The following is a 22,671-nucleotide window of genomic DNA, read 5'->3' as shown; positions in this document are numbered from 1 at the left end:
TACTCCTTAGTTTTTCTTCTTTATTGTAAGAACACAAACAACAAACAACAAACAACAAACAACAAACAACAAAAAACTATGAAAACTAATATTATATTGTTATTATTAACAGTACTTTTAACAAGTAGTTGTAAAGACACGCAAAACAAAATCACGCAAACTTCAGATTACGATATCTATCTTTCAAATCCAGAAAATACATCGCTTAAAAAGATAGAAGCCGATTATAATTTCTGGAAAACTAAGCTTAAAAATACCCCAAATCAATATCCATATTTAGCTAAAATTGCTAGCGCAGAAAGTAAACTATTTGCAGCGACTGGAAACATTGATTATTTAAAAAAAGCTGAAGAAAACTTAGTGAAATTAAATACAATTACTAAATATAACAATGCTGGTTACTTACGTAGTTTGGCAAGAAATTACATCTCGCAACATAAATTTAAAGAAGCTTTAGACGTACTTGAAAAAGCAAAAACCAATGGAGAAAACCTTAAAGGCACTCAAAAAATGCTTTTTGATGTACATTTAGAACTTGGTAATTATACCGAAGCAAAAGACTACTTAACCAAAGTTAAAGATTTAAGTGATTTTGGTTATCTAATCAGATTATCAAAATGGAGTGATCATAAAGGCGATTTAGCTTCGGCAATAAAATATTTAGAAAGAGCACAGACAATTGCAGAATCATCTCAATTGGCTGAAATTAAACAATGGACTTATACCAATCTAGCCGATTTTTATGGTCACGACGGTCAAATAGAAAAATCTTATAACAATTATTTAAAAGCCTTACAATTAAATCCTGATGATGCTTATGCAAAAAAAGGAATTGCTTGGATTGTTTACGCACACGAGAAAAATCCAAAAGAAGCAAAGCGTATTTTAGATAGGATAGAAGCACATCATCAATCACCAGATTACCATTTGTTTAAAGCAGAATTAGCAGAATTTGAAGGTCTTGATGAACAAAAAAATATGCACTTAAAAACATATCTAGATGAGGTTAATAATCCAAATTACGGTGATATGTATAATGTGTACACATCTAAGTTATTGGCAGACAGTAATAACGAAAAAGCTGTACAATTAGCAAAAATTGAAGTGCAAAATAGACCAACACCAATGTCTTACGATTTATTGGCTTGGAGCTATTTTAACACAGGTAAAAAGGAAAAAGCTCTAGAAATTATTGATACTTTTGTGGCTAACAAAACTTTTGAACCAGAAGCGCTTTTCCATATGGCAAAAATCTATAAAGCAAACGGACAACAACAAAAAGTAGCAAATCTTAAAAATGAATTGCTAGAAAGTAGTTACGAGCTTGGACCAGTAACCACAAAACAGGTGTCGCTACTTTAAGTCAAAAACAAACAAACTAACAACAAAAAACATGAAAAAAATATTATTACTTTTTGTAATGATAGGGATAACTACATCCTTATCTGCACAAATTAAAGGAACAGTAGTAAGCAATAATCAACCCGTAGAAAATGCTTACGTATATAATCAAACCTCAAAAAGTCATTCGCATTCAAATCAGTTAGGTCAATTTGAAATTAGTAACACTAACGTTGGCGATATACTATTAGTTGGACTTTTAGGTTACGAAAAACAAGAGATTACTTTAACTCAAGATATACTTAATAATCTAATTATTGACTTAAAACCTAAAGCATTTATGTTAGACGAGTTGGTATTATCACAACCAACCGATGTTTTAAATAGTATAGTACAAATAGATTTAGAAACTAATCCAATAAATTCTTCTCAAGAAATTTTAAGAAAAGTTCCAGGATTAATCATTGGTCAACATGCTGGTGGCGGAAAAGCAGAACAATTGTTTTTACGCGGTTTTGATATAGATCATGGTACAGATGTAGCTTTAAGTGTAGATGGTATGCCAGTAAATATGGTATCTCACGCTCATGGACAAGGTTATAGTGACTTACACTTCTTAATACCAGAAACTATTGAGAAAATTAACTTTGGTAAAGGTCCGTATTACTCAGATCATGGTGATTTTAATACAGCTGGTTTTGTAGACTTTAAAACGAAAATCAGCTTAGAAAATAGTACTATTAGTTTTACAGCAGGACAATTTAATACCTTACGTACCTTAGGATTATTCAATCTATTAGATAAAAAAGCATCACAAAATGCTTATGTAGCTTTAGAATATATAGAAACTGATGGACCTTTTGAATCACCTCAAAATTTTGACCGACTTAACCTTATGGGTAAGTACAATGCGTATCTAAACGATAATTCAAAAATAGGATTTACAGTTAGTCATTTTACAAGTAAATGGGACGCATCAGGTCAAATTCCAGTTAGAGAAGTTAATAATGGCAACATTTCCAACTTTGGAGCTATAGACGATACAGAAGGCGGTTACACCAGTAGAAGTAACGCCAATGTACAATTTAGTACCATTTTAGACAATGATATTGCTATGCAAAGCAATGTATTTTACTCTAAATATAATTTTGAATTATATTCAAACTTCACCTTCTTTTTAGAAGATCCTGTAAACGGTGATCAAATCAAACAAAAGGAAAATCGTGATATTTTTGGGTTAAATACTCAATTTAGAAAAGCAGTAAACTATGATAATTTTGACGTTAATTATACTGCTGGATTAGGTTTACGTTTTGACGATATTAAAGATATCGAGTTATCACACACTTTAAATAGAAAAACAACTTTAGATTATATCCAATTAGGAGATGTGTATCAACGTAATATGAATGCTTTTGTCAATACTGAAATTGACTTAGGAAGATTTAGTATTACTCCAGGTTTAAGATTAGAGTATTTCAACTTTCAATATAATAACAAATTAAGTGAAACTTACGATTTGCAAACAAATACAGAAGTTGCTGTGTTGCCAAAACTTAATTTTCAGTTTAATCAAAACGAAAATTTACAATGGTTTTTAAAATCGGGAATAGGTTTTCATTCCAACGATGCTAGAATTGTTTTAAACAACGAAGTTGATAAAGCTTTACCAAAAGCGTATGGTGTAGATTTTGGAAATATCTGGAAACCATCACAAAAAATTGTACTTAATACAACGTTGTGGTATTTGTTTTCTGAAGAAGAATTTGTTTACGTTGGTGATGCCGGAATTGTAGAGCCTAGCGGAAAATCTGAACGTTATGGATTAGATTTAGGCGTAAGATTTCAGTTAAACGATTATTTCTATTTCAATACAGATGCAACGCTTACAAAAGCAAGAAGTCTTGAGGCTGAAAATGGTGAAGATTACATACCATTAGCGCCAGATTTTACTTTGGTTGGTGGATTATCGGTTAAAGATTTTCATAAGTTTTCTGGAGCAATTAACTATAGATATGTTGACGATAGACCAGCAAACGAAGATAATAGCGTAATTGCTGAAGGTTATTTTGTAACCGATTTTAACTTAAACTATAATTTTAATAAACACTGGAAACTTGGTGTTATTATTGAAAATTTATTTGATACAGACTGGAAAGAAACTCAGTTTTTAACAGAGTCTAGATTACAAAATGAAATTGCGCCAGTAGAAGAAATTCACTTTACTCCAGGAACACCTTTTAACTTTAAAACAACGTTAAGTTATTCTTTTTAAAAAAAATATAAAATTTTAAAACCTTACTATTCAAAATTACGTAGGTATAGTAGTTATCGATATTAAGGGAATTGATGACTAAAACTAACAAGTAAGTTTTGTGCTATGAAAAAGTAAGGTTTGTTTTTTGTTAGTTTGTTAGAAATGTCTAAAAGATTATGCTTTTGGGCATTTCTTCTTACAAAAAAAGCACTTCTATTAATTTAGAAGTGCTTTTCGTATTTTATAAATTAATTTATTCTAGTTAGCAGCTAAAGCTCCTAATGTGTATAGTTGTTCTAATGTTGGAGATACACTTCCTCCAGCAGGTTCTAAAGTAATACCAAACGCTTGAGATTTATTAGCGTTTTCTAATTTAAATATTTTGTTGTCGTCTTGTAAAAAGTCGTCTATTGTACCTAAACTAGTTGGCGTTAGTGGATCTAATATTAATGACCATACTTGGTATACCTTACCTTCTGGTGGCTCTGGTAAGCCTTGTAAATCTAGGTAAACTTGATCGTTAGATTCGTCCCAATACACTGTTGCATAGGCATTAGGAAAAGCAGCTTGACCTTCTAAAGGCACTTTAATGATATTTCTATCTCTTATTACGTTAAGTAGATTTTTAGTTTCGGCTAACTTATCTCTAGATTCTTCAATCTGAATTTCTAAAAACTCTTTTTCAGTATTTATTGTTGTAATATCTGTTTCTAGCTGTTGTTTTTGGTTTAAAGTCCAAAATAATCCAGCACCAACAATTACAGCAGCTGCCCAACCAGAATATGTAATCCATTTAGATGTTTTATTTAATGTAACAACTTTAGAATTAGTATTGGTTAAATGATTTTTTATTAATTCGTAATCTATAGGTCTATCTGGAGCAAGGCTATTTGATAGTTTAATTAATGCAGCTTCTATTTGTAAAACTTCCTGTAAAATTTCAGGATGTTTTAGCATTAAATCGTAGACGTCTTTATTTTCTTTTTCAGAAAGTTGTCCAGCTACATAAAGCTCTAAAATTCCAGATGATATATAACTATTTATATCCATATTATAATACTGAGTCTCTTAATTCTTTAATACAATTTCTATTTCGGGTTTTAATAGTTCCTATTGGCATGTTTAGCTCTTCAGAAGCTTCTTTTTGAGTAAACCCTTTAAAATAGAGTAATTCGATTATTTTAATACACTTATCTGCTAATTTATCTACAAACTTTTTAATGCCTATTGCATCGGTTTGATCGTTTAAATTGTCTTTAGTGTGCAATATATCTACGAAATAATCCGAGTTAAGGTTTTGTCCGGACTTTTTAAAAGCTTTAGATCTTGTTTTATCTATAGCTGCGTTACGCGATATATTTAGTAACCACGTAAAAAACCGACCTTTGCTTGCATTGTAAGTATCTGCTTTTTCCCAAGCTTTAATAAATACATCTTGCATAATTTCTTCAGCTATTTCATGATCTCTAACAATGTTAAAAATAACACCGTGCATGCTTTGATTATACATGTTGTATAATTTTTCGAAAGCTTTTTCATCTTTCTTTTGAAATTGGGAAACTAAATAGTCTAATTGCATATAATTAATTTAAATTTTGAGGCCTTATAAATATAAGGATAAAAGCAAAAAAAAATCGCTGTTAGGCGATTTTTTTAATCTTTTAAAAAGTTATTCTATTCTATAATTCCACCACAACTAACGCGTCCGCCAGCAGCTCCTGTTGGTTGTGTTGTAAAATCGTCTGTACCAGCGTGTACAATTATAGCTTTACCTAATATATCTTTATTTGGATCGCCGCAACCAATACACCATTGGTCTGTTTTAAGTGTCTTAGTAGCGTGACCTTTTTCATCTGCGGTTAAATTACCAATATCTCCTTTGTGATAACCTGTATCGCTTCCCCATTTTCCGTGATCAGATCCTGTTGGATTCCAGTGTCCACCAGTACTTTTTCCATCGTCTGAAGAGCAATCTGCTTTTTCATGAATATGAATTGCGTGCGTACCAGGCTCTAAACCACTTATCATAGCAGTAAACTCTACAACGCCATCAGTTTCAGTAAATACAGCAGATCCAGATACATTACTACCGCTTTTTGGTTCTAATTTTAATTTTACTTTCTTAGCGGTTTCTGCTACTGTTTTTTTAGTATCTGTTTTTTTATCGTCTTTACAGCTTACAAAAATTCCTATTGAAAGAGTAAGTATAAATAGGCTTATTTTTTTCATTATTTATAGTGTTTATGGTTAGAAAATGAAAGTTAAGTAGATATTAAAGTTTATGCAAATATCATTAGTTAATAATTCTTTAAATAAGGTTTCTTTAAGAATTTAATCTATTGAAAAGGTCTTAATTTCATTTATAGGTTTTGTCATATTTATTTTTTGAATGGTTTGATAATAAGGTTTAAAAGTATCGTTAAAGAATAGGTTTGTTTTTTCTAAAGCGTTTTTTAAATCTGTTTTAACGTGAGAAATTAAGGTTTTCTCAGTATCTGTAATTCCAGTTTTTCTTGATCCAACATACCATCTAGCTTTACTTAACCTGTCTGACACACTTACGTCTAAGGTCATTGTAATACCTTGTCTTTTATCCTGCTTACCAAGATAAATATCTAAAATTTCATCTATTTTTTTAATAATGTCTTTAGATGCTTTTATTTCTTCTTCATATTTATCTTTATCTAAATCGGTAAGTTCGTTTTTATATTTTTTGGCTAAAGCTTTATTTTCTACAAGTTGTTTTGTGGCGTCTGCAGCAATTTGTTGCAAGTGTTCTAATTGCTTTAAAGTATTGTAAATATCATTGATATGTGCAGTTGAAACCTCTAATCTTGGATCAGATTTTACCGTAATTGTTGTTTCTGAAATTTGATCACCGTATTCTAAAACAGCTTTATAAGTGCCTGGTTTAACATCAACTCCGCTAGGTTCACTTTTTCTTTTTCTTGTTGAACGCGAAGGTCTATCTACACCTTTTTCATCCATATACCACGTCCATTTTTGTAAGCCTTTTTCTTTAGGTGCTTTTTGTTTTAAAGTCCTAATTAGCTTGTTGTTGTCATAGATTTTTAATGAAATTGAATCCCATTTGATCTCTGTTTTATTTTCAGTTTCTAGACTATCTTCTTCAGCTTCATCATTGTTTTCTTCGTCTTTAGTGTCTTCCTTTTTAAAGTCTTTTGGATTAATAAAGTAGCTAAAACGTGCGCCGCTACCACGGTTTTCACCATTAAACATCGCGTCTGCACCAAAACGACTTCCAGTTGGTTGTTGGTAAGCAGCTTGATAAGCAGTTGGAGGATTAAATAAAGTTATGGTTTCTGTTAGTGTGTTTTTATTTTTTGCAATTGCTCTTAACGGTCTAATATCGTCTAAAACCCATGCAGCACGACCAAAAGTACCAATGATTAAATCATGCTCACGAGGATGAATTACCAAATCTTTTACAGATGTAGTAGGGAAGTTGTTCGTCCATTTTGTCCATTGGTTTCCTGCATCTATCGATATGTATAAACCATCGTCTGTTCCTAAAAACATAAGGTTTGGTTCTTCTAAATCTTCAATTATTGCTAACGCATAACTTTTTACATCATTTTGGTCTACAATACGTTGCCAAGTTTTTCCGTAGTTTATTGTTCTGTAAGCATATGGTGTATAGTTAAAACGTCTGTAATCGTTTGCTACTAGCAATGCTTCACCTTTATTTTTGTCGCTTGCTTTTATCTGTGCAATCCAACTTCCTTTTGGTAAACCAGGTAAGTTATTAGATACGTCGTTGTAAGTTTCACCACCGTTTTGTGTGATATGCACTTTACCATCGTCTGTACCAACCCAAAATACATCTTTTTCTACAGGAGACGGTTCTATAACTAATATTGTACAATGGTTTTCTGCACCTGTTGCATCCATAGTTAATCCACCACTTTCGTGTTGTTTTAGTTTTTCTGGATCATTAGTGGTTAGGTCTGGCGAAATTACTTCCCATGTTAAACCTTTGTCTGTGGATTTATGTACAAACTGACTACCAAAATAAATCGTGCTATTATCAAAAGGATCTATATTTATGGCAGCATTCCAATTAAAACGAAGTCTTACATCTTTATCTGGATGTGTTGGTTGTACGGTATAATTATTACCTGTTTTCCAGTCGTAACGACTTACATATCCTTGTTGACTCATGGTCCATCCATATTGTGAGTTATCTCTATCAGGGATAACATCAAAACCATCTCCAAAACTTATTTCTTGCCAATAACTGTTACGAATACCTTGTGCTTTCCATACATAAGCTGGTCCGCGCCATGATCCATTATCTTGCATTCCGCCATAAACGTTATAAGGAAACTCATTATCAACATTAATATGATAAAATTGCGCCACGGGTAAATTGCCAATAAAGCGCCAATTTTTTCCGCCATCTTTGGTAATATTAAGTCCACCATCATTTCCATCAATCATAAAATTACCATTATTAGGATGAATCCACCATGCATGATGATCAGGATGTACACCATTATCTACACCATAAGCAGGCATTAATTGATTAAAATTTTTACCGCCATCTTCAGAAACGTTTATATAAGTAAACACAGAGTAAACACGGTTTTCATTTTCTGGATCTACATAAATTTCAGAATAGTAAAAAGGTCGGTTACCAATATCAGATTTGTCGTTTATTTTTTTCCACTTAAAACCACCATCTTCACTTTTATAAAGCGCATTTTTTTTAGCTTCAACTAAAGCATAAATAACATTAGGTTTATTTTTTGCAATCGCAACACCAATACGACCTAATTCGCCTTTAGGGAAACCATCTTCATCGGTTATTTTTTTCCAAGTTTCTCCACCATCATGGGTAATGTGTAAGCCAGAACCTTCGCCACCAGATTTAAAGAACCAAGGATCGCGTTTATGTTCCCAAAGCGCGGCAATTAATTTGTTAGGATTTGATGGATCCATGACTAAATCTGCAACACCAGTTTTGTTATTTGCAAACAATATTTTGTTCCATGTTTTTCCACCATCGGTAGTTTTAAAAACACCACGTTCTGGATGTTCTCCCCAAGGACTTCCAATAGCGCCAACATAAACCGTGTTAGGATTAGTTGGATCTACAATGACGCGATGGATATGTCTTGTTTTTTCCAATCCCATAAGTTGCCATGTTTTTCCAGCGTCTAAAGATTTGTAAATTCCATAACCGCCATTTAAACTATTTCTAGGATTTCCTTCACCAGTTCCTACCCAAATCACGCTAGGATTTGATTGTTGTATAGCCACAGCACCAATAGATGCAGTCGCTTCTTTTTCAAAAATAGGTTCCCAATTTATGCCACCAGAAGTAGATTTCCAAAGTCCACCAGAAGCAGTTCCAACATACATTACATCTGGATTTTTATGTACAACATCTATAGCAGTTACACGACCAGACATTCCACCAGGACCAATATTTCTAGGTTTCATATTTTTAAATAAATCCAAGTTTATTTCTTGAGAAAAACCTGATAACGAAATCATTAAGAGTAGTAAAAGGGAAAGTTTTTTCATTGTAATAAAATTAGTTAGGCATAAAGTTAAACAACAAAATATTAAAAAGCTGTTAAGGCGTTTAAATTCATTTTAAAATATTGTATTTTTATAGTGCAATGAAAAACGAAAAAACACATAGAAAAGGCTTTGTTTTTAAACCTTACGAAGCACCTTCGCAAACACCTTTCGAAAAACTTTTTGAAATTTTTAAAGAGTTAATTACACATACTTCTGGTGATTTTGATGAAGCTATAGATTGGTTAAGACAACTTGATGACGAGTATAACTTAACCACAGCAGAGTATACTATAGACGATTTTATTGAAGACCTTAAAAAGAAAGGTTACATAAGAGAAGAAATTAAACCTGACGGAAAAAAAGGTAACGCCATCACTGCTAAAACCGAAAGAGCTATTAGGCAATCTGCTTTAGAGCAAATTTTTGGGAATATTAAAAAGAGTGGTAGCGGAAACCACAAAAGCAAGAGTATTGGAGTAGGAGACGAGCATACTGGCGATTTTAGAGCATACCAATTTGGTGATAATTTGGATAAAGTTTCGGTTACTGAAAGTTTGAAAAATGCGCAAATCAATCATGGTATTGGTAATTTTAATCTTACTGAAAACGATTTGGTTGTAGAAGAAACTAACCATAAATCACAAATGAGTACCGTATTAATGATAGACATTAGTCACAGTATGATTTTGTATGGTGAAGACCGAATCACGCCAGCTAAAAAAGTTGCTATGGCGTTAGCCGAATTAATAACTACCAGATACCCAAAAGATACTTTAGATATTTTGGTTTTTGGTAACGATGCTTGGCCAATAAAAATTAAAGATTTACCATATTTAAATGTTGGTCCGTATCACACAAATACAGTTGCTGGTTTGCAATTAGCAATGGATTTATTAAGACGAAAACGAAACACAAATAAGCAAATTTTTATGATTACAGACGGTAAACCAAGTTGCTTGCGTTTACCAGATGGGACTTATTATAAAGATAGTAACGGACTAAATCCATACATTACCAATAAGTGTTATGCTATGGCGCAACAAGCCAGAAAATTACATATCCCAATCACTACATTTATGATAGCTCAAGACCGTTATTTAATGCAATTTGTAAGAGAGTTTACGCAAGCCAATCAAGGAAAAGCATTTTATACAGGCTTAAAAGGTTTGGGCGAAATGATTTTTGAGGATTACGAAACCAACAGAAAAAAAAGAATTAGAAGATAAAAGCTAAAATGAAAATAGAAAACATAACAACTTTAGGAGAACTAAAAAAATCAGGTTATCAATCTAAATCTATAAAAGATGAATTAAGAGATAATCTAATAGAAAAAATAAAAATTAAAGAAACCATTTTTAACGGTGTTCATGGTTATGAAAACACAGTAATTCCAGAATTACAACGTGCCATTTTATCAAGACATAACATTAATTTGTTAGGATTACGTGGTCAAGCAAAAACACGATTAGCACGACTAATGTTGACTTTGTTAGACGAATATATTCCTGTTGTTGAAGGTAGCGAGATTAATGACGATCCGTTACAACCCATTTCAAGATACGCTATTCAATTAGTTGAAGAAAAAGGAGACGATACACCAATTAGTTGGTTACATAGAAGCGAGCGTTTTGCCGAAAAATTAGCAACACCAGATGTTACCGTAGCAGATATTATAGGTGATGTTGATCCCATAAAAGCAGCCAATTTAAAATTAAGTTATGCAGATGATCGTGTTATTCACTACGGAATGATTCCACGTGCTAACCGTTGTATTTTTGTGATTAACGAGTTACCAGATTTACAAGCCAGAATACAAGTAGCGTTATTTAATATTTTGCAAGAAGGTGATATTCAAATTCGTGGTTTTAAGCTAAGATTGCCATTAGATATGCAATTTATCTTTACCGCAAATCCAGAAGATTATACAAATAGAGGTAGTATTGTAACGCCTTTAAAGGATAGAATTGGCTCGCAAATATTAACGCACTATCCTAATGATATAGAAACCGCAAAGACTATTACACAGCAAGAAGCAAAATCAGATACGAGACAACAAGAGGCTATTTACGTACCAGAATTAGCAAAAGATGTTTTAGAACAAGTAGTTTTTGAAGCAAGACATAGTGATTTTATAGACGAAAAAAGTGGAGTGAGCGCACGTTTAAGTATTACAGCTTATGAAAACTTATTAAGTGCTGCCGAACTAAGAGCATTAAAAAATAATGATGAAAAAACAGCTGTGCGATTATCTGATTTTCTAGGAATTATCCCTGCAATAACAGGTAAAGTAGAGTTGGTTTATGAAGGCGAACAAGAAGGCGCAGCAAATGTGGCTTATAATTTAATTGGTGAAGCGGTTAAAACATTGTTTATTCAATATTTTCCTGAAATTGAAAAACTTAAAAAACCAGATGATATTGGTCCATATGATGATATTGTATCTTGGTTTTTTAACCAATCTGATGGTTTTGAGTTACTTGATGATTTAAGAGATAAAGAATATAAATCGTTACTAGAAGCTGTTTCGCCTTTAGATGATTTAATTGCAAAACACCAATCAAATTTAAGCAAAGAAGATAGCTACTTTATGAAAGAGTTTGTGCTTTGGGCTTTAGTAGAATATAAGCAATTGAGTAAATACAGATTTACAAAAGGAATTCAATTTAAAGATCCTTACGGAAGTTTTATTAGTGGTATTTAATAAAGTTACCAATCACTACGAGATTTAATATTAGCATCGCAGAGTTTTATAATCTCTGCGATTCTTTTTTGTCTAGTTTCATCAAGTTTAGCTTGGTTTAACCAATATAAATAACTTTTTCTATAAGAAGGCGCAAAGTTATTATAGTTGTCTAATGCTTGAGGATTTGTATTAAATGCTATTTGTAAATCTTCCGGAATAATACCGTTTTCTACATCATCTAGAGCAGTCCAACTTCCGTTTTGTTTAGCAGTTTTAATGGTGTCTAATCCACTGTTGTGCATTAAATTTTCTGCTTTCAACTCAACGATATATTTTTTATTCAAAGCACTCCAAACACTTTTTGGATTTCTAGGTGAAAAGCGTTGTCTTCGTTTTCCGTTTCCTAAACTTTTAACGGTACTATCTATCCAACCATAACACAAAGCTACTTTTACAGCTTCTTCCCAACGCATACTTTCGTTTTCATGGTCTACTTTAAAGAAGATTAAGTAAATACCAGAGGAAGAATTGTGGTTATCATGTAACCATTCTCTCCAGTCGTTATCTGTTTTAAAATAATGTTCTTCCAAAATTGAAGTTAGATTTTTTCAACATTAAGATAAAAATCTTTCTTTACACTAATTGAAGAATTAGATGAAGGAATTTTAATAGTTTTCCATTCATTAGTTGGGTTGATCCAATGTTCTTTTTCAACAATATTAATTAGTAAAGGCATTTTAAAATTGTCTACAGTATTAGAAAATCTGAATTTTAGAGTTTTATTTTCAACCTTGTATTCAAACACAGGAATTTTAGTTGTGCGTAAATATTGATTAAAGAAACCTGTTAAATCTAAACCAGTTTCTTCAGCTAAACAATTTTCAATTTGTTGTGTTGTGACAGTTTGGTGATAGAATTTTTTATTTAACGTCCTTAAAATCTGACGCCATTTTTCGTCGTTATTCACCATAGTTCTTAAGGTATGAAGCATATTAGCACCTTTGTAATACATGTCTCCAGATCCTTCATTGTTTACATTGTAGTGTCCAATTAATGGTCTGTCGTTTTGTATGCTTCTTCTTGTTCCAATCACATATTCCGATGCAGCTTGTTTACCATAGTAATAATCCAAAAACAAACTTTCTGAATATGCCGTAAAGCTCTCATGAATCCACATATCGGCAATATCAACGTTTGTAATATTGTTGGCAAACCATTCATGTCCAGCTTCATGAATAATGATAAAATCAAATTTTAATCCCCAACCTGTACCAGACAAATCGTTACCTAAATAGCCTTTTAAATATTGATTTCCGTAGGTAACAGAACTTTGATGTTCCATACCTAAATATGGTACTTCAACTAGCTTAAAACTATCCTCGTAAAATGGATACGGACCAAACCAATGCTCAAAAGCTTTCATCATTTTTGGAGCATCTGTAAAGTGTGTTTTGGCTTTGTCTAAATTGTAATTTAGTACGTAATAATTCATGTCTAAATTACCTTTTTCACCTTTATAAACTTCTGAAAAATTAGCGTAATCACCTATGTTAATATTAACTCCGTAATTATTAATTGGGTTATTTACAAACCAGTGATATGTTTTTGTTTGATCATCTTTTTGTTCAACTTTTCTAAGTCTTCCGTTGGAAACATTCGTTAATTTTTCTGGGACATTTACACTAATAAGCATGCTGTCTACCTCGTCATACATATGATCTTTATTTGGCCACCAAACACTTGCACCAAGTCCTTGACAAGACGATGCTATAAAATGATTACCGTTTTTATCTTTTTTCCAAGAAATACCGCCATCCCAAGGCGCACGAACAGCTTCACGTGGTTGACCTTCATAATAGGCAACGATGCTATTTACTTCTCCTATTTTTTGAGTGTTTTTAAGTGTGACAAAATGAGCATTTCCATCATGTTTAATATCAAGTTGTTCTCCATTTTGAGTCACTTTAGTCAACTGTAAAGGCGGTTGCAAATCTATTTGCATGACTTGATATGGTTGTAACACTTTGTATTGAATGGTGTTTTTACCCGAAATTGTTTTGGTTTCTGGCTCTACTTTTATATCTAAATGGTAATACGATAAATCCCACCATTCGCGTTCTGGTGTAATGCTTCCGCGAAGTGTATCTTGTCGAGTAAAATCTTTCTTTTTATGAAGTAATTGTGCGTGCGATATTGTAAATGCCAAGCAGCAAAAAGCAAATGTGAAAATTGATTTCATTTAATAAATTATTGTTGCGTAAAATTAACTAATAAATCTCTGACTTTGTCTGTATCTTTTACGTAATATTTTGCTTTTGTTTTTTTAAATCCAACTTTAACAGAATAGGTGTTTTCTGGTAAATCTTCAAACATATACTCATCTGTCCAATCATCACCAATTGCAAACACAAAATCGTAGTTAGCTTTTGTTAACCAGCGTGAGGTTGCACGACCTTTGTTAACGCTACTACTTTTAATTTCGATGACTTTATTTCCTTTTAAAACAGATAAATCGTTGTTAGCAATTAAATGTGTTAGAACTGTGTTTAATTCTATAGTTCTTATTTGTGCTAATTCTGGATCGGCTTTGCGGTAATGCCAAGCTAACGAGTATTTTTTTTGTTCGATAAATGTTCCAGGAGTACGATCTACAAAGGTTTGAAGTATAGGCTGTATGTTGTCCATCCAGTTAGTTTTTAAGATTTCTAACATTTGCCAATCGTCTTTTTTAGCCTTTAACCATACACCATGATCTGTAATTAAATTGTAAGATTTTTCTGCAAACCAGTCTTCAAAAGTTTCGCGATCGCGACCACTAACAATAACTACATCTGTATTCTCTGTTTGATTTAATTGGTCTAAAAGCTGTATTAATTTATCGTCTGGTTTTGCATCTTGAGGATTGTCTTTAAATCCAACCAAAGTACCATCATAATCTAAAAATAAAAGCTTTCTTTTAGCTTGTTTAAAGTCTGAAATCATAGTTGCTTGATGGTCTTCATCCATTTTTTTTGCAACAATTGTTTTACCTATTTTTTTGGTGTCGTTTAAGGATTTCATAAACTCTTCTGCCCATTTTTCTACGCTGTAACGTTGTAGACGTTTTTGAAGAATTTTTATTCTTTTAGATTGCTCTTCAGCAGGCATTTCAATAGCATGTTTTAAAGTATCAGCAAGCTGTTCGAAGTTATTAGGATTAATAAGTAATGCTTCGTTCATTTCTTTAGATGCACCAGCCATTTCACTTAAAATTAAAACACCATCTTGATTTACACGTGTTGCGATGTATTCTTTAGCAACAAGATTCATACCGTCTCTTACTGGCGTAATTAATGCAATTTGTGATGAGGTGTATAAATCTATTAAATTATCAAAAGGCATAGATCTATAAAAATACCAGATTGGCGTCCAACTAACGGTAGAAAATTCTCCGTTAACACGACCAACAAGTTCGTCTGTTTCTCGTTTCAATTTTTGATATTGAGGCACGTCAGAACGTGACGGAACAGCCAACATTACTAACCTTACTTTTTCTTTAAACTGCGGATATTTGTTAAGGAAATATTCAAAAGCGCGAATACGATTTGGAATACCTTTGGTATAATCCATACGGTCTATAGATAAGATTAATTTGGTATCTGGACCAGCTTGAATATGATCATCTAAACGTTTTTGAAGCTCGGATTTTTCGGTATTTGATTGATTTAAATGAGAAAGCGCTGCGTTATGAAATTTATTATAATCTATTCCCATTGGGAATGAATCTACCTTAACAACACGGTCTAAATATGAAATTTCGTTAAACTGAACATCTAATCTTAAAATTCGTTTTACCGAACTTAAAAAGTGACGCTCGTAATCATACGTATGAAACCCTAAAAGATCGGCTCCAAGCATACCGTGCAGCAATTCTTCACGCCAAGGAAATGTTCTAAAAATTTCATAAGACGGATAAGGAATATGTAAAAAGAAACCAATGGTTGTATTTGGTTTTTTGTCTTTTATAAGCTTTGGCAGTAACAGTAATTGATAATCATGTACCCAAACTGTGTCACCATCTTCGATATTTTCTAAAATAACATCGGCAAATTTTTGATTAACGGTTTTGTAAGCTTCCCATTGGTCGTTATCAAACTCGGTATATTCCATAAAATAATGAAATAAAGGCCAAAGGGTTTTGTTGCTAAATCCGAAGTAAAAATTGTCTACATCATCTTGTGTTAACGGAACTGTCGCGCATTTTGCTTTAGTAACTTCTTTATTCACTTGATTAGACAAGTCTTTATCTAATTCTTCTTCGGTCAATCCAGACCAACCAATCCAAATACCATTTCCTTCTTCATGAACCGATTTTAAACCTGTTGCTAAACCACCAACACTAGGTTTTATGTTTAAAGCATTATTCTCTATTTTAACTTGTAATGGCAGTCTATTTGATACAATAATTGTTTTATTCATTAGGTTTTGCTTTGGTTTAAAGATTAGATTTTCGTTAATTTAATGAAAAATAGATAGTAAACATCATAAAACAAAAGATTTGGGAAATAATTTAGATTACGGTATAGTAGGAAATTGTAGAAGTGCAGCATTAATATCAAAAACAGGATCTGTAGATTGGTGTTGTTTGCCAGAGTTTGATTCGTCCTCAGTTTTTGCTAAATTATTAGATGCTAAAATTGGAGGTGAATTTGAAATATTGGTGTCTGAGGATTATCATATAACCCAAGCGTATATTGATAAAACCAATATTTTGGTAACCACTTTTACTAACGGAAAGGATTGTTTTGAAGTTCATGATTTTATGCCAAGATATCATAAACAGAATGGTGGTTATTATTATCCGCCTGAATTAATTAGGTATTTTAAATTAATCTCTGGACAGCCAAAATTTAAAATTAATTATAATCCTAAATTAGAATACGCTAAAGGCGAAACTAATACTTACATAAAACCAAATTTTATTGCTAGCTTAACTTATGGAGATAAGTTTGACACGTTATTTTTATATACATCCTTTGATAAACAAGCAGTATTGGATAAAGAGTTTATTTCTTTAAAAACCAATGGGTTTTTCTTAGTTGGTTATAATGAAAAAATATTTGAACCAACCGTTGAAAATATATATTTAGAACATCAACGCACCAAAGTATATTGGTTAGATTGGATAGATAAAACACCAAAATATAGACAATATAACGCAGAGATTTTAAGAAGCGCATTGACATTAAAATTATTATCCTACGATAAATCTGGTGCTGTACTTGCAGCAGCTACAACATCTTTACCTGAAACTATTGGTGAAGTAAGAAATTGGGACTACCGTTTTTGTTGGATTAGAGATGCTTCTATGGTGATAAAAGTAGTGTCACAATTAGGTCATAAAAATATGGCTAAGCGTTATTTAAATTTTATTATTGATTTGATTCCTGATAAAGATGAAAAACTGCAAATCATGTACGGAATTAACAAAGAAAAAACATTAACCGAATATAGTTTAGATCATTTAAGTGGTTATCAAAACTCTAAACCTGTACGTGTTGGTAATGCAGCATATAAACAAAAGCAAAATGATATTTACGGTATTTTAATGGATGTAATCCATCAACAATTCGAAATATTTTCTGTAGATATTGAAAATACTGAACAACTTTGGACAATTACCAAAGGAATTGTTTGGGTAGTTAATAAACACTGGCAAGAACCAGATAAAGGGATTTGGGAATTTAGAGGAGAAGATAGGCATTTCACTTTTTCTAAAGTGTTATGTTGGGTAGCTATAGATCGCGCTATTAAAGTTGCCGAAATACTAAATAAAACCCATAAACTTAATAAGTGGAATATTATTAAAGATGACATTAAGAAGGATATTTTAGATAATGCTTGGAACGCTTCTGTTAATGCATTTACACAATCTTATGGAAGTACAGATTTGGATGCATCTGTGTTATTAATGGAACCTTATGGATTTATAGATGCTAAAGATGAAAAGTATGTAAATACTGTAAAAGCAATAGAAAAAGATTTAAGTAATGATGGTTTACTTTACAGATATAAAAATAAAGACGATTTTGGTTTACCGTCTTCTTCATTTACAATTTGTACGTTCTGGTTTATAAACAGTTTGTATAAGATAGGCGAGGAGGAAAAAGCTAAAGCTATGTTTGATAAGCTATTGTCTTACAGCAATCATTTAGGATTGTTTAGTGAAGATATAGACTTTAAGACTAAGCGTTTGTTAGGTAATTTCCCGCAAGCGTATTCACATTTAGCTTTAATTGAAACAGCGATTAACTTGTCTAATGTTACAACAGATGAAAAAGTAAAAAGTAGTATAGCTAATTAAACAAAAAAAGGACTTCAATTTTGAAGTCCTTTTTTATTATCTAAATACTTTATTAGGAAAAACAACGGGACTTTCAAAACCGTCTTTTCCTACAGCAGCAATCCCAAAAAAGAAGTTATCTATAACAATACCTTCTAAAGTAAATTCGGAAACATCACCTACATATCTACTATAATCCCAAGTAGGAGAAGTAGTGTCTCTCCAATATATTTTATAACCAATTGCACCTTCAACTTTATCCCATTTAAATTTAGCTGAAGGTTCTACAATACCACCAATAGCAACGTTTTTTGGAGCTGGCGGCGCAGAAGCTAAACTAGCCATGTTTATAGCATTAACAGCAGTTAGTTTTTTAGCATATTCAAAATTAACGTGATCAATTACATCACCATATTTAATTCCGTTTTCCTCACGAATATCTTGATGTTGTTGATTGTAGTTTTCATGTGCTTCCATAATTCTAATACCTGCAAAACCTAAATCGTTAAAAGGTCTGTGATGTCCACCACGACCAAAACGGTCTAATCTATAAACCATCATAGGATTCATTTCTGGCATATATGTTTTTACTGTTTTGTGTACATATCTAGCTAATTGTCTTGATATACCATCAACTTCGCCACCATAAAAACGTCTAAGTTGTCTTTCTCTTTCTGTTTCGTTTGCAGGAACAGGTTCAGAAAAAATTCTGAAAGTACGATTGTCTATTACTCCATCAACTCCTTTGATATTTCCAATCATGTCATTGTTAAGTATACCAATAATATCCCAATTGTTTTCTTTAGCATAATTAGCTAAACCACTACCTCCAAAAAGACCTTGTTCTTCACCGGAAAGACCAACGTAAACAATACTACTTTCAAATTGATAATTAGAAAGGACTCTTGCAGCTTCAATAGTTCCAGCCATACCAGATGCATTATCATTTGCTCCAGGAGCATCAGTGGTAAAGTCCATAGTATCACTAGCTCTAGAGTCTATATCTCCACTCATTATAATATATCGATTAGGATATTTTGTTCCTTTTTGAACCGCAACAACATTTACAACCCAAGCATCATGTGGTACACGATTATTACCATCTTTATTCACAAAATCTTTTTGATAAAAAACATTAAGACAGTTATTACAGTTTTTAGATATAGTTTCAAATTCAGATTTTATCCAACGTCTTGCGGCTCCAATTCCTCTAGTATTAGAAATAGTATCACTAAACGTATTTCTTGTTCCAAAACTTACTAATGTTTGTATATCTTTTTCTATTCTTTTTGCTGAAACAGAATCGATAATATCATAAATCTTTTGGCTAGTTTGGCCTATAGAAAAGTAAGTAAATAACAGTAGAGGAAGAATAATTATTTTTTTCATTTTAGAATTTTTCACTAAAATACTAAAATAAAAAGCTGATTCAAATACTTGAACCAGCTTTTAAAATTAAAACTAAAACTCAATTAATAAAATTAGAAACAATACTTGTTTTCCGCTTTTACTTTTTCTGCAATTTCATTCCTTAATGCTACTACATTAGGGAAGTTTTGATACTTAGTGAAACGTTTAAGTCCCATAAGCATCATGCGTTGTTCGTCACCTTCTGCAAAAGAAATTATAGCTTCTTTTCCTTTAGTTTCTATAGTTTCTACTGCGTGGTATAAATATAATTTTGACATAGCAATTTGTGTAGCTTGTGCATCTTCGCCAAAGCGTTTTGCATTTTTCTCTGTACGTAAAATTGCAGATTCTGCCATATAAACTTCAATTAAAATATCTGCTGCAGCTGCTAATAATTGTTGGTGATTCTCTAAATCTGGTCCAAATTTTTGTACTGCTGCTCCAGCAACCATTAAAAATACTTTTTTAAGCTTAGCAATCATTGCTTTTTCTTCTGAAAGTAGAGCAGAATAATCTGGTGTATCAAAAGAAGGAATACCCATTAGTTCTTCCTGTACTTTCATTGCAGGACCTAATAAATCAACATGACCTTTCATCGCTTTCTTTACTAACATTCCAACAGATAATAATCTGTTAATTTCGTTAGTACCTTCATATATTCTTGCAATACGTGCGTCTCTCCAAGCAGCTTCCATTGGTGTTTCTTCAGAAAATCCCATTCCACCAAATACTTGTATACCTTCGTCTGCACAATTTTGTACATCTTCTGATACTGCGACTTTTAAGATTGAACATTCTATAGCATATTCTTCTACACCTTTAAGCTCTGCTTCTTGATGTGTATTTCCTGATGCTTCACGAATAGCAATACGATCTTCAATATTTTTTGAAGCTCTATATGTAGCAGATTCACCTACATAAGTGTTAGTTGCCATTTCTGCTAACTTTATTTTTATAGCTCCAAAGTCTGCAATTGGAGTTTTAAATTGTTTACGTTCGTTAGCATATTGAACAGCTGTAGTTGTGATACGTCTTTGAGAATCTAAACAAGCAGCTGCTAATTTAATACGACCAACGTTAAGTGCATTCATTGCGATTTTAAATCCTTCGCCACGACCTGCTAGCATATTTTCTGCAGGAACTTCAGTATCATTAAAGAATACTTGACGTGTAGAACTTGCGCGGATTCCTAATTTATGTTCTTCTTCACCTAAAGTGATTCCGTTAGGATTATTTTTATCATATTCTACGATAAATCCTGTAATGTTTTTATCGTCTTCAATTCTAGCAAAAACTATCATTACGTTACAGAAACCTGCGTTAGAAATCCACATTTTCTGTCCGTTGATTTTGTATGTTTTACCATCTGCAGAAAGCTCTGCAGTAGTTTTACCAGAATTTGCATCAGATCCAGCACCAGGTTCGGTTAAACAATACGCACCAAACCATTCACCAGATGCTAATTTAGGTACATATTTTTGTTTTTGTTCCTCTGTACCGTATAATGTAATTGGCATAGTACCAATTCCAGTATGTGCACCAAAAGCAGTACTAAAAGATCCTGTACCAGAAGAAATATAATCACAAGTTAAAACTGTTGATACGAATCCTAATCCCATTCCGCCATAAGCCTCAGGAACAGCAACGCTTAAAAAGCCCATATCTCCAGCTTTACGCATTACTTCTTCTGTTAAAGCATAATCTTTAGCTTCAAAACGAGGTTTGTTAGGTATAATTTCACGGTCATTAAACTCGATAACCGATTCTTTCATCATTTGTTGTTCTTCTGAAAAATCTTCAGGAGTGAAAATATCTTCACAATTTGTTTCTTTTACTAAGAATTGACCGCCACGTAGGATGTCTTTTTCAGTTTCTGCCATTTTATTGTATTGTATTAAGTTCTTCTAGTTTAAAAATTCAAAAATTCCACAAGCACCTTGACCAGTACCAACGCACATGGTTACAGCGCCATATTTACCTTTCATGTCACGTTTGCGCATTTCGTCAAATAATTGTACTGATAGTTTTGCACCTGTACATCCTAATGGATGACCTAATGCAATTGCACCTCCGTTAACATTTACGATATCTGGATTTAAATCTAACTCTCTAATTACAGCTAATGATTGTGATGCAAAAGCTTCGTTAAGTTCTATTAACCCTAAATCAGATTGTTTTAATCCTGCTTGTTCTAATGCTTTTGGAATTGCTTTTACTGGTCCAATTCCCATAATTCTTGGTTCTACACCAGCAGCAGCGTAATTTACTAATCTTGCAACAGGCTCAAGATTTAATTCTTTAACCATATCTTCACTCATAACCATAACAAATGCAGCACCATCACTCATTTGAGATGAATTACCAGCGGTTACACTTCCGTTCGCAGCAAATACTGGTCGTAATTTTGCTAAAGCTTCTACATTAGTCCCTTTTCTAGGACCTTCATCTTTTGTTACAGTGTATGTTTTAGTTGCTTTTTTACCGTTTTCATTTAAATAAATTTGCTCTACATCTATTGGAACAATTTGATCTTGAAAACGATTTTCTGCTAAAGCTCTTAAAGCTTTCATATGTGAATTGTAAGCAAATTCATCTTGATCTTTACGAGATACTTTAAATTGATTAGCAACTGCTTCTGCAGTATTACCCATTCCCCAATAATAATCTTCGTGACCAGCTTTTACAGTGTCGTAATTTAGTTCTGGTTTAAAACCTGTCATTGGTACACTACTCATACTTTCTGATCCACCAGCAATAATACAATCTGCCATTCCTGCTTGGATTTTAGCAGTTGCAATACCAATAGTTTCTATTCCTGAAGAACAAAAACGGTTAACGGTTACACCAGGAACATCTACACTGTTTAATCCGATTAATGAGATAAAACGTGCCATATTTAAACCTTGCGATCCTTCTGGCATTGCGTTACCAACTATAACATCGTCAATACGTTTTACGTCAAGATTTGGTAATTCTTTCATCATGTGCTGAATCACTTCTGCACCTAACTCGTCTGCTCTTTTAAAACGGAACACGCCTCGTGGTGCTTTACCAACTGCTGTTCTGTATGCTTTTACTATATATGCTTGTTTCATTTTTGTCTGTTTT

15 protein-coding genes are annotated in these 22,671 nt (G+C 32.5%); 5 read left to right on the top strand and 10 right to left on the bottom strand.

From position 1 onward, the window contains the following. Nucleotides 1–78: 78 nt before the first annotated feature. On the top strand, nt 79–1,362 hold the full coding sequence (locus IFB02_RS00705; RefSeq protein ID WP_191072920.1) for a tetratricopeptide repeat protein: 1,284 nt from the start codon (nt 79–81) through the stop codon (nt 1,360–1,362). Nucleotides 1,363–1,393: 31 nt separating this feature from the next. After that, the gene (locus IFB02_RS00700; protein WP_191072919.1) at nt 1,394–3,616 is read left to right on the top strand and encodes a TonB-dependent receptor; all 2,223 of its coding nucleotides are present in this window, start codon (nt 1,394–1,396) and stop codon (nt 3,614–3,616) included. A 240-nt stretch (nt 3,617–3,856) separates the two neighbouring features. Here IFB02_RS00700 and IFB02_RS00695 read toward each other — a convergent pair whose 3' ends face one another. From IFB02_RS00695 to IFB02_RS00680, 4 genes are all read right to left on the bottom strand, one after another. After that, nucleotides 3,857–4,648, bottom strand: a complete 792-nt coding sequence (locus IFB02_RS00695; RefSeq protein WP_191072918.1) for an anti-sigma factor — start codon at nt 4,646–4,648, stop codon at nt 3,857–3,859. A gap of 1 nt (nt 4,649) precedes the next feature. Then, nucleotides 4,650–5,177, bottom strand: coding sequence for an RNA polymerase sigma factor (locus tag IFB02_RS00690; RefSeq protein ID WP_191072917.1), 528 nt, complete (start codon nt 5,175–5,177; stop codon nt 4,650–4,652). Nucleotides 5,178–5,272: 95 nt separating this feature from the next. Then, entirely contained in the window at nt 5,273–5,827 is a 555-nt protein-coding gene (locus IFB02_RS00685) for a superoxide dismutase family protein (RefSeq protein WP_106689100.1), read from the bottom strand. A 102-nt stretch (nt 5,828–5,929) separates the two neighbouring features. Further along, complete coding sequence (locus IFB02_RS00680) at nt 5,930–9,148, bottom strand: WD40/YVTN/BNR-like repeat-containing protein (RefSeq protein WP_191072916.1); 3,219 nt, start codon at nt 9,146–9,148, stop codon at nt 5,930–5,932. A 98-nt stretch (nt 9,149–9,246) separates the two neighbouring features. Here IFB02_RS00680 and IFB02_RS00675 point away from each other — a divergent pair, with 98 nt between their 5' ends. Both IFB02_RS00675 and IFB02_RS00670 read left to right on the top strand, forming a co-directional pair. Continuing rightward, nucleotides 9,247–10,374 (top strand): vWA domain-containing protein, encoded by a 1,128-nt coding sequence (locus IFB02_RS00675; protein WP_106689098.1) that lies wholly within the window; start codon nt 9,247–9,249, stop codon nt 10,372–10,374. Between the two features lie 8 nt (nt 10,375–10,382). Further along, nucleotides 10,383–11,849 carry a MoxR family ATPase gene (locus IFB02_RS00670; protein WP_106689097.1) on the top strand — a complete coding sequence of 489 codons (1,467 nt, stop codon included), beginning with the start codon at nt 10,383–10,385 and terminating at the stop codon, nt 11,847–11,849. Nucleotides 11,850–11,854: 5 nt separating this feature from the next. Here the strand turns inward: IFB02_RS00670 and IFB02_RS00665 are convergent, their stop codons facing one another. The 3 genes from IFB02_RS00665 to IFB02_RS00655 are packed head-to-tail and all read right to left on the bottom strand — an operon-like array spanning nt 11,855 to nt 16,289. Continuing rightward, the gene (locus IFB02_RS00665) at nt 11,855–12,421 is read right to left on the bottom strand and encodes a YdeI/OmpD-associated family protein (RefSeq protein WP_223878857.1); all 567 of its coding nucleotides are present in this window, start codon (nt 12,419–12,421) and stop codon (nt 11,855–11,857) included. An 8-nt stretch (nt 12,422–12,429) separates the two neighbouring features. Next, complete coding sequence (locus IFB02_RS00660; protein ID WP_106689095.1) at nt 12,430–14,070, bottom strand: M1 family metallopeptidase; 1,641 nt, start codon at nt 14,068–14,070, stop codon at nt 12,430–12,432. An 8-nt stretch (nt 14,071–14,078) separates the two neighbouring features. After that, nucleotides 14,079–16,289 carry a bifunctional alpha,alpha-trehalose-phosphate synthase (UDP-forming)/trehalose-phosphatase gene (locus tag IFB02_RS00655; RefSeq protein ID WP_106689094.1) on the bottom strand — a complete coding sequence of 737 codons (2,211 nt, stop codon included), beginning with the start codon at nt 16,287–16,289 and terminating at the stop codon, nt 14,079–14,081. Between the two features lie 79 nt (nt 16,290–16,368). Here IFB02_RS00655 and IFB02_RS00650 point away from each other — a divergent pair, with 79 nt between their 5' ends. Next, a complete protein-coding gene (locus IFB02_RS00650; RefSeq protein ID WP_106689093.1) occupies nt 16,369–18,174 on the top strand; it encodes a glycoside hydrolase family 15 protein in 1,806 nt (601 codons plus the stop codon). 36 nt (nt 18,175–18,210) lie between these two features. On the opposite strand, the gene IFB02_RS00645 is transcribed toward IFB02_RS00650, so the two are convergent. The 3 genes from IFB02_RS00645 to IFB02_RS00635 all read right to left on the bottom strand — a co-directional run bounded on the left by IFB02_RS00645 (nt 18,211) and on the right by IFB02_RS00635 (nt 22,658). Continuing rightward, entirely contained in the window at nt 18,211–19,542 is a 1,332-nt protein-coding gene (locus tag IFB02_RS00645) for a M28 family peptidase (protein ID WP_106689092.1), read from the bottom strand. A 92-nt stretch (nt 19,543–19,634) separates the two neighbouring features. Continuing rightward, complete coding sequence (locus IFB02_RS00640) at nt 19,635–21,443, bottom strand: acyl-CoA dehydrogenase family protein (protein ID WP_106689091.1); 1,809 nt, start codon at nt 21,441–21,443, stop codon at nt 19,635–19,637. Nucleotides 21,444–21,467: 24 nt separating this feature from the next. After that, complete coding sequence (locus IFB02_RS00635) at nt 21,468–22,658, bottom strand: acetyl-CoA C-acyltransferase (RefSeq protein WP_106689090.1); 1,191 nt, start codon at nt 22,656–22,658, stop codon at nt 21,468–21,470. Nucleotides 22,659–22,671: the final 13 nt, after the last annotated feature.

The sequence above is a fragment of the Mesoflavibacter profundi genome, from assembly GCF_014764305.1.
GTDB classification, from domain to species: domain Bacteria; phylum Bacteroidota; class Bacteroidia; order Flavobacteriales; family Flavobacteriaceae; genus Mesoflavibacter; species Mesoflavibacter profundi.
The sequence above is the reverse complement of the archived record's forward strand: the minus strand, read 5'-3'. Positions and strand labels throughout refer to the sequence as shown.